This is a genomic window from Streptomyces sp. A1136 (assembly GCF_004795055.1).
Classification (GTDB): Bacteria; Actinomycetota; Actinomycetes; order Streptomycetales; family Streptomycetaceae; genus Streptomyces.
The window spans coordinates 48,937-62,379 of record NZ_SSBJ01000021.1 but is presented as its reverse complement, the minus strand read 5'-3'; the positions used below and the strand labels follow the sequence as shown (position 1 = coordinate 62,379).

Annotated in this window: 11 protein-coding genes; 2 read left to right on the top strand and 9 right to left on the bottom strand. The window is 74.2% G+C overall.

Features of this window, described 5'->3' with window-relative positions; genetic code table 11:
* Positions 1–126 precede the first annotated feature (126 nt).
* A complete protein-coding gene (locus E6R62_RS21210; protein WP_136215086.1) occupies positions 127–1,413 on the top strand; it encodes a C40 family peptidase in 1,287 nt (428 codons plus the stop codon).
* Here the strand turns inward: E6R62_RS21210 and E6R62_RS21205 are convergent.
* From E6R62_RS21205 to E6R62_RS21185, 5 genes are read right to left on the bottom strand one after another with little or no spacing between them, the layout of a single operon-like run.
* Positions 1,359–2,624, bottom strand: a complete 1,266-nt coding sequence (locus tag E6R62_RS21205; protein ID WP_136215085.1) for a styrene monooxygenase/indole monooxygenase family protein — start codon at positions 2,622–2,624, stop codon at positions 1,359–1,361. The genes E6R62_RS21210 and E6R62_RS21205 overlap by 55 nt on opposite strands.
* A gap of 50 nt (positions 2,625–2,674) precedes the next feature.
* Positions 2,675–3,295 (bottom strand): ATP/GTP-binding protein, encoded by a 621-nt coding sequence (locus E6R62_RS21200; RefSeq protein WP_136215084.1) that lies wholly within the window; start codon positions 3,293–3,295, stop codon positions 2,675–2,677.
* Positions 3,276–3,659 (bottom strand): DUF742 domain-containing protein, encoded by a 384-nt coding sequence (locus E6R62_RS21195; RefSeq protein WP_136215083.1) that lies wholly within the window; start codon positions 3,657–3,659, stop codon positions 3,276–3,278. Before E6R62_RS21195 ends, E6R62_RS21200 begins: the two co-directional genes overlap by 20 nt.
* The gene (locus E6R62_RS21190) at positions 3,656–4,129 is read right to left on the bottom strand and encodes a roadblock/LC7 domain-containing protein (protein ID WP_136215082.1); all 474 of its coding nucleotides are present in this window, start codon (positions 4,127–4,129) and stop codon (positions 3,656–3,658) included. Before E6R62_RS21190 ends, E6R62_RS21195 begins: the two co-directional genes overlap by 4 nt.
* The gene (locus E6R62_RS21185) at positions 4,126–7,113 is read right to left on the bottom strand and encodes a nitrate- and nitrite sensing domain-containing protein (protein ID WP_240801801.1); all 2,988 of its coding nucleotides are present in this window, start codon (positions 7,111–7,113) and stop codon (positions 4,126–4,128) included. Before E6R62_RS21185 ends, E6R62_RS21190 begins: the two co-directional genes overlap by 4 nt.
* 453 nt (positions 7,114–7,566) lie before the next feature.
* Between E6R62_RS21185 and E6R62_RS21180 the strand changes: the two genes are divergently transcribed.
* Complete coding sequence (locus E6R62_RS21180) at positions 7,567–8,340, top strand: protein phosphatase 2C domain-containing protein (protein WP_136215080.1); 774 nt, start codon at positions 7,567–7,569, stop codon at positions 8,338–8,340.
* A gap of 61 nt (positions 8,341–8,401) precedes the next feature.
* Here E6R62_RS21180 and E6R62_RS21175 read toward each other — a convergent pair whose 3' ends face one another.
* The 4 genes from E6R62_RS21175 to E6R62_RS21160 all read right to left on the bottom strand — a co-directional run bounded on the left by E6R62_RS21175 (position 8,402) and on the right by E6R62_RS21160 (position 13,443).
* Complete coding sequence (locus E6R62_RS21175) at positions 8,402–8,842, bottom strand: MarR family winged helix-turn-helix transcriptional regulator (protein ID WP_136215079.1); 441 nt, start codon at positions 8,840–8,842, stop codon at positions 8,402–8,404.
* A gap of 329 nt (positions 8,843–9,171) precedes the next feature.
* On the bottom strand, positions 9,172–11,565 hold the full coding sequence (lon, locus tag E6R62_RS21170; protein ID WP_136215078.1) for an endopeptidase La: 2,394 nt from the start codon (positions 11,563–11,565) through the stop codon (positions 9,172–9,174).
* Between the two features lie 102 nt (positions 11,566–11,667).
* Positions 11,668–12,501: a DUF4097 family beta strand repeat-containing protein gene (locus E6R62_RS21165; protein WP_136215077.1), complete on the bottom strand. Its 834-nt coding sequence runs from the start codon at positions 12,499–12,501 to the stop codon at positions 11,668–11,670.
* Positions 12,502–12,591: 90 nt separating this feature from the next.
* Positions 12,592–13,443, bottom strand: a complete 852-nt coding sequence (locus E6R62_RS21160) for a sulfurtransferase (RefSeq protein WP_136215076.1) — start codon at positions 13,441–13,443, stop codon at positions 12,592–12,594.

Sequence of the window (13,443 nt, the reverse complement as noted above, 5' to 3'; positions counted from 1 at the left end):
GCCGGGGCGCAGACCGGATCGCCCCGGCGCCCCCGCCGAACAGGTGACGCGGCCTCACCCCGCCGTATCCGCTGGGCGATTCGTCATACCGGACATGGCAGCATCGGCCGCCCCGGAGGTGATTACATGACAAACCGACCACGTCTTGTCCGCACCGTCTGCGTCGCCGCCGCCGTCCTCCTCACGGCCGCCGGCCCGCCCGCCACCGCCCGCGCCGAACCCCTCCCCGCGACGGAACCCGCCGCTGCCCCACGGCCGGCCACCGCACCGCGGCCCGCCGCCGCACCGCGGCCCGGCACCGAACCCGCCGGCGCACCCGCCACCGGCGAGTCCGTCGGGGCGCTGCTCACCCGCCTCCAGGACCTGTACCAGAAGGCGGAGCAGGCCTCCGAGGCCTACAACGCCACCGAAGTCGCCCTCAAGGCGCGCCAGGACGAGGAGCGCCGGCTCGGCACCGAACTCGGCAAGGCCCGCTCCGCCCTCTCCACCGAGCGGGCCCGCGCGGGCCGGCTGGCCCGCGAGCAGTACCAGGGCTCCCGCGGCTTCCTCTCCCCCTACCTGCGGATGCTCCTCTCCGGAGACCTCCGCCACGCCTCCGACCAGCGCCGGCTCACCGCCCTCCAGGGCGCCCGCACCGCCGGGGTCCTCAGCCGCCTCGAACGCGGCGAGCAGCGCGCCGGGACCCTCGCCGGCGCCGCCCGCAAGGCCCTGGACACCCAGCGGGACCTGACCGCCGAGCGCAAGCGGCACAAGGAGGAGGTCACCGGCCGGCTCAAGGAGGTCGAGCGGCTCCTTGCCTCCCTGACCCCCGGGCAACTGGCCCGACTCGACGCCCGGGAGACGGCGGTCACCGCCGAAGCGCAACGGGAACTGATCGGCTCGGGCCGGCTCGGCCGGGCGGGTTCCCCCGCCGCCTCCCTGCCGGCCTCCACCCCCACCGCCGCCGGCGGCGCGGCCCTCGCCTACGCGGTGGCCCAGATCGGCAAGCCCTACGTCTGGGGCGCCGAGGGCCCGGCCTCCTTCGACTGCTCCGGGCTCACCTCCCGGGCCTGGGAGCACGCCGGGCGGCCGATCCCCCGCACCAGCCAGGAGCAGTGGGCGCAGCTGCCGAAGGTCCCGCTGGACCGGCTGCGCCCCGGGGACCTCGTGGTGTACTTCCCCACCGCCACCCACGTCGCCCTCTACATCGGCGACGGCAAGGTCATCCAGGCCCCCCGCCCGGGAGCCACCGTCAAGGTGTCGCCGATCGCCGCGAACCCGGTGCTGGGCGCCGTGCGCCCCGATCCCGCAGGGACCCCGCTCGCCTCGTTCACCCTCCCGCCGCTGCCCGAGTCGGCCGCGGCGGGGGACGACACCGGCTACTCGGGGTCCGGGCCCGACGGCGACACCGAGGCGGAGACCTCCGCCAGGTAGTCCGCCGTGTCCTCGGGATCGTAGAAGTACCCGTCGAAGTCGGCCGGGTTGTCGAAGCCGTTGGCGAATCGATCCGCCACCGGGGGCAGCTGCCCGGCCGCCCCGATCAGGTTCAGCACGTGTTCCGGCGGTACGCCCAGCATCGCGTTGGTCCACTGGGTCACCGGCTTGCCGGTGGTGAACCAGTACTTGTCGAAGGTCGCCTTCATCCATGCCTCGTCGAACGGCTTGTCGCCGTGCATGAGGATCGACGAGAGGTACGAGGCCGCGCACTTCGCGGCGGAGTTCGAGCCCTGCCCCGTGATCGGGTCGTTCGCCACCACCACGTCCGCGACGCCCAGCACCAGGCCGCCGCCCGGCAGCCGACCGATCGGCTCGCGGACGACCGGCGCGTAGCGCCCGGCGAGGGTGGCGCCCCCGTCCGTGAGGTCCACCTTGGTGGCCCGCGCGTACTCCCAGGGCGTGAACTTCTCCATCAGCTCCAGCGTCAGCGCGAGGTGGTCCGCCGGGTCCTTGACGCCCTTGAAGACGTCCACCGGGCCGCCCGGGAGGCCCTCCCAGAAGAGGATGTCCGCCCGGCCCGAGGTGGTCAGCGTCGGCATGACGAACAGCTCGCCGACGCCCGGCACCAGGTTGCAGCGCACCGCCTCGGTGTCCGGGTGCTCGGGGCGCGGCCCGAGCCCGTGCACGTACGAGACCGCCAGCGCGCGCTGCGGCGCGTCGTACGGGGAGCGGGCCGCGTCCCGCGCGAACATCGACACCAGCTCGCCCTTGCCCGCGGCGACGAGCACCAGGTCGTACGTCCGGGAGAAGAAGTCCAGGTCGGCGACGGACGCGCCGTGGATGACCAATTGGCCGCCCCACTGCACGAACGTGTCCATCCAGCCCGCCATCTTCACGCGCTGGTCCACGGACTGCGCGAAGCCCTTGAGCCGGCCGAGCCAGTCGACGGCGCGCCCGCCCTCGGGCGCCGCGACCGAGACGCCGACGCCCTCGATCCTCGGGGTCTGCCGCTCCCAGAAGGCCAGCTGGAGGTCCCGCTCGTGCTGGAGCGCGGTGTCGAACATGACCTGCGTGGACATCACCCGCCCGGTGCGGATCTCGTCCGCCGTCCGGTTGGACATGAGGGTGACGTCGTACCCCTTCGACTGGAGTCCGAGGGCGAGCTGGAGGCCGGACTGGCCGGCCCCGACGACGAGTATCTTGCGCATCTCACGTTCTCGATTCGGGGGCTGGGGTTCTGCGGGGGCTGCGGTTCGCGCTACTCGGGGGTGGCGTCCAGGGCGTGCGACACCAGGGCGAGCAGCGACTCGACCACCGTGTCCCGGCGCCGGGCGTCCATGATCACGACGGGGACGACGGGCGGGATGCCGAGCGCCTCGCGCACGTCCCCCTCCTCGTATTCCGGCGATCCCTCGAAGTGGTTGACGGCGACGGCGTACGGCAGCCCGCAGCTCTCGAAGTAATCGAGGGCCGGGAAGCAGTCGCGCAGCCGGCGCGTGTCCGCCAGCACCAGCCCGCCGATCGCACCGCGCACCAGGTCGTCCCACATGAACCAGAACCGCTCCTGGCCCGGGGTCCCGTACACGTACAGGACGAGGTCGTCCGCGAGCGTGACCCGGCCGAAGTCCATGGCGACGGTGGTGGTGTGCTTGTCCGGGGTCGCGGACAGGTCGTCGGTGGGCAGGCTCGCCGCGGTCATCACCGCCTCGGTGCGCAGCGGGGTGATCTCGGAGACGGACGACACGAAAGTGGTCTTGCCGACGCCGAAGCCGCCCGCGACCAGCACCTTGACGGCGACGGGCGCGCGCGAACGGTCGTACTGCCAGGGCTGGACGGGCTCGTCCTCGGCCACGGCCGGATCAGAGACGGCGAAGACCACTGAGCACCCTTTCCAGCAGCGCGCGATCGGGACGGCCGCTGCCGTGGCCCGTGCCGTACACGCGGAGGCGGCCCTGGTCGGCGAGGTCGCTGACCAGGACGCGGACCACGCCGAGCGGCAGCTTCAGCAGGGCGGCGATCTCGGCGATCGTGCGCATGCGGCGGCACACCTCGACGATGGCCGGCATCTCCGGCATCCGGTCGGCGGGCTCGGCCGGACCGGTGTCGAGGGCGGCGACGAAGGTCTCCACCAGCAGGATCTGCGCGAAGCGGGTCCGGCCGCCCGTGAGGGAGTACGGCCGGACACGGGCGGGGCGGCGGTCGGCGCCGCGTATGGGCAGCCGGTCGGAGGCCGGACTCCTCACGGGGTGTTCTCCATCGACTGGCGCAGCTCGCTGCGGACTTCGGGGGTCAGGACGTGCCCGGCCCGGCCCACGAACAGGGCCATGTGGTAGGCGACGACGCTCATGTCGCAGTCGGGCGTGGCGTGCACGCCCAACAGCGAGCCGTCGCTGATGACCATGACGAAGACGGAGCCGTGCTCCATCGCCACCATGGTCTGCTTCACGGAACCGAACTCCATGAGGTCGGCGGCGCCGCTGGTGAGGCTGCCGAGCCCGGAGACGATGGTGGCGAGGTCGGCGGAGGCACCCCGCGGACCCTTGGGCCGGTCCCCTCCCACCGGGGCCGTCGGCTCCGAGGAGAGCAGCAGCAGCCCGTCCGAGGAGACGACGGCGACGGAGTTGACGCCGGGCACCTCCTCGACCAGGTCGGTCAGCAACCACTGAAGGTTGCGGGCCTGGGTGCTCAGTCCGTACGTACTGGGCGCGGTCATGTGCGTGCCTCCTGTGCGGTGTCCCCCCGGTCGGTCTGCCCCTGTGGCCGGTCCCGGTCCGGGTCCTGGCCCCCCTGCCCCTGTTCCCGGCCCTGCCCTTGTCCCTGGGCGAGTTCGGCGGCCGCGACGCGCCGGCCGTCCTGGGAGCCCTGGTAGAAGCCGCCGAGCCGGCGGCGCAGCTCCTCGGCGTCCACCCGGCGCGGCTCGGGCCGTGCGTCGGCGGGCCGGCCGGCCGCCGCGGCGGTGGCCGCGGGGCGCGGGGTCCGCTTGGGCAGGCCCTTGCCGGTGACGGCTTCCTCGGGGTGGCCGTGGTTGCCCTGGCGCGGGAGCCAGTTGTCCTCGGCGGCGGCCCGGCCGTGGGGGTCGGGCTCCGCCGGGGCGGCGTCGGGCCGCGCGGGGGCCGACGCCGTTTCCTGTCGTACGTCGGCCCCGGGCGCGGTCTCGGGCAGCGGCTCGGCGCCCTCCCCGGCGGGGTCGGGCACCGCGAAGGCCGTCGGGTCCGGCGCGGGCACGTCCCGCGCGAGGAGTTCCGCCTCGGGACCCGCCCCGGTCGGCGCCCCGGCGGCGGGGGCCGCCGCCGTGAACACCTGCTCGGCGGGGGGCAACCGGTCGCCCGGGAGCGCCCGCCCCGCGTCGCCGTCATGGACGGGCTCGACTACCTCGACGGGCTTGGGAAACCCCTCGATCCCGTCGGTCCCCTCGACCTCCGCGACCTCCGCGACCTCCGCGACCTCCGCGGTCCCGGTGTCTTCCGCGTCGTCCGCCGGGTCCGCGGTCCCCGCGGACCCGGAGGCTTCGACCGCCTCGACGGACGCCGGGGCGTCCGCCGCCGGAGCCACCGCCGCGTCCACCACCGGAGCCACCGGCTCTGCGGCGGCGTCCTCGACCGACCGGGCCGCCGGAGGCACCCGCGGCGGCAGCGTGTTCTCGTTCGCCTCCGCGATCACCCCGGGCAGCCGGAACTCCGGCAGCCCCGGCGTGGCCAGCGTGTGCACGGGCGAGGTCGGCGGCGCGGTCGGCAGGAGCGCGGCGGGGACGACCACCAGGGCCTCCGTCCCGCCGTACCGGCCGGCCCGCAGCTCCGCCGTCACCCCGTGGCGCGCCGCGAGGCGGCCGGCCACGTACAGGCCGAGTCCCAGGCCGTGTTCCGCCTCCGGCTCCTCGTCGTACGCCTCCGGGGTGGCCAGACGGGCGTTCAGGGACTCCAGCCGGTCGGCGGTGACCCCGATGCCCTCGTCCACCACGGACAGCACCACTTCACCGGAGTCCAGCAGCCGCCCCGACACCTTCACCTTGGCGTCCGGCGGCGAGAACGTCGTCGCGTTCTCCAGGAGTTCCGCGAGCACGTGGGAGATGTCGTCGGCGGCGTGCCCGGCGACGTGCGTGTACGACGGCAGCGCGGCCAGGTCGACCCGCTCGTAGCGTTCGATCTCGCTGACCGCCGCCCGCATGACGTCCACCAGCGGCACCGGCAGGACCTGCCCGTGGCCGTGTTCCTGTCCGGCCAGCACCAGCAGGTTCTCGTTGTGCCGGCGCATGACCGTCGCCAGGTGGTCCAGCTTGAACAGGGTCGCGAGCCGCTCCGGGTCCTGCTCCTTGGACTCCAGCTCCTCGATGACCGCCAGTTGGCGCTCGACCAGGCCCAGGGTCCGCAGCGAGAGGGAGACGGAGGTCGTGGACGTGATGCGGCGGTGCTCTTCCAGCCTGGTCCGCACCTCCTCCAGCTCCGTTTCCAGCCCTGCGCGGACCTCCTTGAGCTCCGTCTCCAGCGCGGTCCGGCCCGAGGACAGCGCCTCGTTGCGACCGATGAGCCGGCGCCGGTCTGCGTCGAGCCCGGCGATCTTCGTGTGCAGGGCGACGGTCTGGTCCCGCACCGCGTTGAGGTGGGCCACCACTTGGGCGAACTCGTCGTTGCGGCCGGTGAACCGGACCGGCTCCACCGAGCCCTCCGGCGTCGCCAGCCGCTCCGCGCCCCGGCGCAGCACCGACAGCGGTCGCGTCAGCGAGCGGGCGACGGCCGTGGAGACTCCCACGACGAGCAGGAACAGCACGCCCAGGAAGGCGACGAGCAGCTCCAACCGCTGGACGTCGTCGTCGCGCAGGGTGGCGAGGGCGGTGGATCGCCGGCCCGCCAGGGTGGACTCCACCGAACGCATCCGGTCGATCCGGGCGGTGAGGGCCGAGCCGACGGAGCCGGAGTCGGCCTTGCGGTCAGCCGTGGACAGCGTCGGCCGCTCGGTGAGGCGCTTGAGGTAGTCGTCGGCCGACTTGACCTCGGGGCCGGTGACGGTGTCGGTCAGCGTCTGCCGTACGTCGGGCCGCGCGGCCCGCGCGAAGTCGTCGAGGGCGGCCTGTTCCCGCACCCGCGCGCGCTGGGCGGCGGCGGTGAGTTCGTCGGAGGCGGCGGAGCCGGAGGACTGCTCGCCCCGGGGGGCCGGGACGGCCAGCGCGGCGAGCAGCAGTCCACGGGTCGCGGAGGCCTGTTCGACGGCCTGGCCGAGGGGGGCGAGCGGGCGGGTGGTCACCAGCGCCGCCTCCGCGCGCGGCGGGGTCAGTTCGGCCAGCCGGTCGCCCGGCGCGAGGAGTTCCGCGATGACGGCGGTGTACGCCTGGTGTGCGGCGAGGGGGCTGCCCTTGCCGTCCACCGCCTCCGCGCGCACCGTCTTGACGCGGCCGAGTACGCCCGCGAGTCGCCCGTCCGCGTCGGCCCGGACCTCGGACACCTGCCGGTCGGTGCCGGCGGCGCGTTCCAGCACGGGGGCCTTGGCGCCCGCGGGTCGGCCCTTGGCGGCGTACTCGACGACGGCGTCCCGCTCGTCGCCGAGGAGGTGCGCCAGGGTCAGGCTCCCCTGCGCCTGCTCGGCGAGGGTCACCAGCCGCTGGGAGTCGTTCAGTTCTCTGGTTGCGGAGACGACGGCGGGAGCGCCTGCCGCGAGGACGGTGAGGCCGGCGACGGCAACGCCGACCACCAGCCTGCTGCGCACGCGGACGCGACGTCCTGCGGGGGCGGGTCCGTCTGCGCTGGCGGTGCCGTTCTTCCGAGACCGCTTCTTCTGCACCGGTGCTCGCAATCCTGTACGTGTGCTCGTGCTCGTCTACTCGTGTGGCCGAGGTAACGGCCGGTCAACAAGTAAACGCCCCCTGCCCCCTCGTACCGCCTCAGACCTTCGCAGTGCGATGGGAACAGAGCCGCACATCGCCCACCCCGCCACTCGAAGGAGTGAACATCACGGAGGAGTGGGCGGCCAACTCGGGCGGCGCGTGCCAGGGGCCTTCCGTGGACAGACGGTTGAAAGTTCGAGGCGCGCTTTGGCAAGATGCCCCGCCCTTCGCGCCCCGAGGGTCCCGGGGCGGGCCGCCCCACCCCTCCCGATTTGGTACGGACCTTCCGCGTCGCGGGGCCTTTCCTCTGCCACGGCGCGGGGCAGAATGTCCGCATGCGCATCGACTTGGCCTCGGCGGCCGGCAGTCCGGAACGCCCCAACGAGGACTGGGTGGCGGCCGCGATACCCGCCTTGGGCGGCGGAGTTGTGGTGGTTCTCGACGGGGTCACCCCGCCACGCGGCGACGACGGGTGCGTGCACGGGGTGCCGTGGTTCGCGGCCCGGCTCGGCGGCCGATTGGTCGAACTCTCGGGCTCGCGAAGGGACATGTCCTTGGAGCGGATTCTCGCGGAGGCCATCCGGGCGACCGCCGACGCCCACGGCGGCCGGTGTGACCTTTCTCACGTTCGAACCCCGCAGGCGACGGTGGTGATGGCCCGCTGGGACGAGACGCAGGTGGAGCACCTGGTGCTGTCGGATTCCGTCCTGCTCCTCCAGACGCCCGGCGGTGAGGTCACCGCCGTACGGGACGACCGGCTGGACCGGGTCCCGCCCGAGGCGCTGCGCTCGGTGGCCGCGGCGGACGCGCTGCGCAACGCCGAGGGCGGTTTCTTCACGGCGGCCGCGGACCCGGCGGTGGCGGCCAGGGCGGTGACCGGGCGTACCCCGCGCGAGGAGGTGCGGGCGGTGGCCGCGCTCACGGACGGGGCCGGCCGGTGGACGGACACCTTCCGGGAGGGCGACTGGAAGGACTGCATGACGGTGCTGCGCAAGGAGGGTGCCGAGGGGCTGATCGGCCGGCTCCGTGCGATCGAGTCCGACCCGGCCCGGCCGTCGGCGCGCCACAAGCGCCACGACGACGCGTCGGCGGTGTACGCGGAACTGTGACCGGGGCGGGACGGGAGGGGGCCGGTCGGATCGGGTCGGATCGGACCGGATCGGGGAGCGCCTATTCGGCGCCCTGGTTCAGCTGGTGGAGCAGCCGGGCCAGTTCGGCGACCTCGCCCCGGTCCCAGTCGGCGAGCGTGCGCATGTACTGCTCGCGCCGGGCGCCCCGGACCCGCAGGAACCGCGCCCGGCCCTCCTCGGTGAGTCCGACGAGGAAGGCCCGGCCGTCGGCGGGGTCCGGCTCCCGGGCCACCAGGCCGAGCACCTCCAGGGCGCGCAGCTGGCGGCTCATGGTGGCCTTGCCGACGCCGAAGTAGGCGGCGAGCTCCGTGGCCCGCTGCCGCCCCGCGGCCTCCAGCCGGACGAGCAGCCCGTACGCGGCCGGCTCCAGCTCGGGGTGGAGGGCGCGGGCCATCTCGCCGGAGGAGGCGCGGGCACGCCGGAGGAAGACGGACAGCTCCCGCTCCAGGGCAAGGAACTCCTGGTCTTCTCTCCCGTGCACGTCCGGCTCCCGTCGGTGGTGTTCTCACGCTGCGTACTCCCATTATTTCGCAGCGCCCCCACCGATGCCCCCGCCCCGCCCCTTTTTCGACGCACCGCCCCAAACCCGCCGGCCCGCCCCACCCGCCGTTCCCACCGGCCCCTCGGGGAGCCCGGCGGGAACGGGGTGGGGCGGGCCGCCCGGCGGGGCCCGCCGCCCGGGAGTGCCCGGGGGCAAGAGGCCCGGGACGAAGCCCAGGGGCCCGGGACCGGCTGGCCGAGGGGGTCGGGCGGAGTCCGACCCCCTCGGCTACGGCCGGTACACCCGCACCGCCGGCCGGGCGAAGGGTGTCAGGCCGCCACGGCGGCCACCTCCGCCTGGGCCAGGGCCAGCTCCAGTACCTGGCGTACGTCCGTCACCGGGTGCACCTCCAGCCCCTCCAGCACCTCGGCCGGGACATCGTCCAGATCGGCTTCGTTCCGCTTCGGGATGATCACCGTGGTCAGCCCCGCCCGGTGCGCGGCGAGCAGCTTCTGCTTGACCCCGCCGATCGGCAGCACCCGCCCGGTCAGCGAGACCTCCCCCGTCATGGCCACGTCCGTCCTGACCTGCCGCCCCGACAGCAGCGAGGCCAGCGCGGTCGTCATCGTGATGCCGGCGCTCGGGCCGTCCTTCGGCACCGCGCCCGCCGGGAAGTGGATGTGCACGCCCCGGTCCTTGAGGTCGGCGACCGGGAGCTCCAGCTCCGCGCCGTGCGAGCGCAGGAAGCTGAGCGCGATCTGCGCCGACTCCTTCATCACGTCGCCGAGCTGCCCCGTCAGCGTCAGCCCGGCCGCCCCGGTCTCCGGGTCGGCCAGCGAGGCCTCCACGAACAGCACGTCCCCGCCCGCTCCGGTCACGGCGAGGCCGGTGGCCACGCCCGGCACGGCGGTGCGCCGCTCGGCCGGGTCCTGCGCGGACTCCGGGACGTGGTGCGGCCGCCCGATGAGCGCCCGCAGGTCGTCGGCCGCGATGGTGAGGGGCAGGTCCCGCTCACCCAGCTCGTGCTGCGAGGCGACCTTGCGCAGCAGCCGCGCGAGGGACCGTTCCAGGGTGCGCACCCCCGCTTCCCTGGTGTACTCCCCGGCCAGCTTGCGCAGCGCGGCCTCCTCCAGGACCACCTCGTCGGCCGCGAGGCCGGCCCGCTCCAGTTGGCGGGGCAGCAGGTGGTCCCGGGCGATGACGATCTTCTCGTCCTCCGTGTAGCCGTCGAGTCGGACGAGTTCCATGCGGTCCGCGAGCGCCTCGGGGATGGCTTCGAGCACGTTGGCCGTGGCCAGGAAGACCACGTCGCTGAGGTCGAGCTCGACCTCCAGGTAGTGGTCCCGGAAGGTGTGGTTCTGCGCGGGGTCCAGCACCTCCAGCAGCGCCGCCGCCGGGTCCCCGCGAAAGTCGGAGCCCACCTTGTCGATCTCGTCCAGGAGCACGACCGGGTTCATGGACCCGGCCTCCTTGATGGCCCGCACGATGCGGCCGGGCAGCGCTCCGACGTACGTCCGCCGGTGGCCGCGGATCTCGGCCTCGTCCCGTACGCCGCCCAGCGCGACCCGGACGAATTCGCGGCCCATGGCGTGCGCGACCGATTCCCCGAGGCTCGTCTTTCCGACGCCGGGCGGGCCGACCAGGGCCAGTACGGCACCGCCTCGGCGGCCGCCGATGACGCCCATGCCCCGTTCGGAGCGCCGCTTGCGCACGGCGAGGTACTCGGTGATCCGGTCCTTCACGTCGCTCAGCCCGGCGTGTTCGGCGTCGAGCACCGCGCGGGCGCCGCGGATGTCGTACTCGTCCTCGGTGCGCTCGTTCCAGGGCAGTTCCAACACGGTGTCGAGCCAGGTGCGGATCCAGGAGCCCTCGGGCGACTGGTCGCTGGAGCGCTCCAACTTCTCGACTTCCTTCAGCGCGGCCTCCCGTACCTTCTCCGGCAGGTCGGCGGCCTCGACCCGGGCCCGGTAGTCGTCGGACTCCTCGCCCTCCTTCTCGCCGTTCAACTCGCGCAGTTCCTTGCGGACGGCCTCCAGTTGGCGGCGCAGCAGGAATTCGCGCTGCTGCTTGTCGACACCGTCCTGGACGTCCTTGGCGATGGACTCGGCGACGTCCTGTTCGGCGAGGTGGTCGCTGAGCGCCTTGATCGCGAGCTTGAGGCGGGCGACCGGGTCGGTCGTCTCCAGCAGCTCGACCTTCTGGGCCACCGTCAGGAACGGCGAATACCCGGAGTTGTCGGCGAGGGCCGAGACCCCTTCGATCTGCTGGACCCGGTCCACGACCTGCCAGGCCCCGCGCTTCTTGAGCCAGCTGGTGGCGAGTGCCTTGTACTCCTTGACGAGTTCGGCGACGGCCCCGGGCAGCGGGTCCGGCACCTGCTCGTCCACGGTCTCGCCCTCGACCCACAGCGCGGCCCCGGGCCCGGTGGTGCCGGCGCCGATCCGGACGCGGCCACGGCCGCGGATCAGCGCCCCGGGGTCACCGTCGGAGAGCCGTCCCACCTGCTCGACGGTCCCGAGCACGCCGATCCCCGCGTACTTGCCGTCGACCCGCGGTACGAGCAGCACCCGCGGCTTCCCGCTGCCCGCGGCGGCCTGGGCGGCCTCCACGGCTGCGCGCACCTCGGCGTCGGACAGGTCCAGCGGTACCACCATTCCGGGTAGCACGACCTCGTCATCGAGCGGCAGCACGGGCAGGGTGAGCGTTACGGACGTCGATGCCATGATCTTCCCTCCGGCAGTGAAGTTGAGCTACGCCGACTCAATGTCCTGGAGCCCGTCGATGTTCCCCAACCTCCGTTCGCCCGGGGCGAACAAGTGGCGCCGTCAGCCGGCCGAGAGGTGGATGTCGCCCGAGCCGGTCTTCACCGAGATGCCCGCCGGGGCGGTCGGGTCGGCGGGGAGGGTGATGTCACGGGTGCCGGAGGAGGTGCCGGCGGCGATCCGGTAGGCGCCCCTGGGCACCCGCAGCGTCACATCGCCCGAGGCGGTCTCGGCGGTGACCGAGGTCGGGGGCGTGGTGAAGACCAGGCGGGCGTCGCCCGAACCGGAGTGGACCTCGGCCCGGGTGCCGGACAGGTCAACGGCCCGGATGTCGCCCGAGGAGGTACGGATCTCCATCGGGCCCCCGATCCGCCCGGCCCCCACGTCACCGGAGGAGGTACGGATCTTCAGCGGGCCCGCGACGTGTTCGGCGGTGACGGCGCCCGAGGAGGAGGAGAGGTCGGCGGCGGTGACGCCGGTGACCTTGAGCCGGCCGCTGTCGGTCGCCAGCCGCACCGTCGCCGCGGCCGGCACCTCCAGCCGGTAGTCGACGTAGCAGGTGTCGGCGCAGCCGGTCGTGAAGGTGAGCACGCCCCCCGTGACCCGTTGGCCCGGCCGGGGCGGGGTGTCGCCGCGGTAGTGGACCGTGCGGTGGACGGTGACGCCCGGGCCACCGCCCGGCGTGACCTCGACGGAGCCGTGGCGCCCGTCCGCCACCTCCACCGCGCGGACGGTCTCGGCCACGGTGGCGTCGTCGGTCGCCGTCTTCTGCCCGCCCTCGGCGAGACGGCCGAGGGAACAGCCCGTGAGCAGCAGACCCGCCGCGAGGGCGAGTAGGACCAGGGCCGGTATGGCCAGGGCGTGTCGGGTGGGGAAGGCGCGCGCCGGGGAAGTCATGCACGGAGTCTGCCGAGCCGTTCCCCCCACCACCATGGGGCCGCTACCCGGACCGACCCTGGGGCCTGCCCCACCTTCGCCACCGGCCGGTCAGCCCCCCGTCGCCACCGGCCGTTCCCGCGACGCACCGGGCAGTCCCCACTCGCTCCACGAGCCGTCGTACACGGCCGTGTGCCGGTACCCGGCCAGTTCGGCGCCCAGCGCGAGGACGCAGGCCGTCACCCCGGAGCCGCAGCTGAAGTACAGCCGCTCCCGGTCCCCTGCCACCGCCCGGAACGCCTCGCGCAGTTCCCCCGGGGTGAGCATCGACCCGCCCGGTGCCCGGAGTTCCGTGAAGGGGAGATTGGCCGCGCCCGGCATGTGGCCGCCGCGCAGGCCCGGCCTCGGCTCCGGGGCGGTGCCCGCGAACCTCTCCCGGCTGCGGGCGTCGAGCACCGCGGCGGTCGGATCGGTCAGGGCCTTCGCCACCGTGTCGGCGTCCACCAGCAGGCCCGGACGCGGCCGGGCGGTGAAGGTGCCGCGCGGCCCCTCGTACGCCGGACCGTTGCTCTCCAGCGGCAGCCCGGCGGCCTCCCAGCCGGGGAGCCCGCCGTCCAGGACGGCGACCCGGTCGAAGCCCATCGCGCGCAGCATCCACCAGGCGCGGGCGCCGGAGTAGATCCCGGCGCCGTCGTACACGACCACCGTGTCGTCGTCGCCGAGCCCGAGTTCGCGCATCGCCTCCTCGAACCGCGCGGCGGTGGGCATGGTGTGCGGGACGGGCGAGTCGTGGTCGGACAGCGCCCCGTCGAGGTCGAAGGGGCGGGCCCCCGGGATGCGCCGGTCAGCGCCGCGCAGCGCGCCGACGGAGGCGTCGAACAGCACCAGGTCCGGTTCGAGGAGGCGGAGGGCCAGCTGGTCGGGCCCGATCAGGGGTCCGAAGGCGGGTTCGGGCGCAGTCAT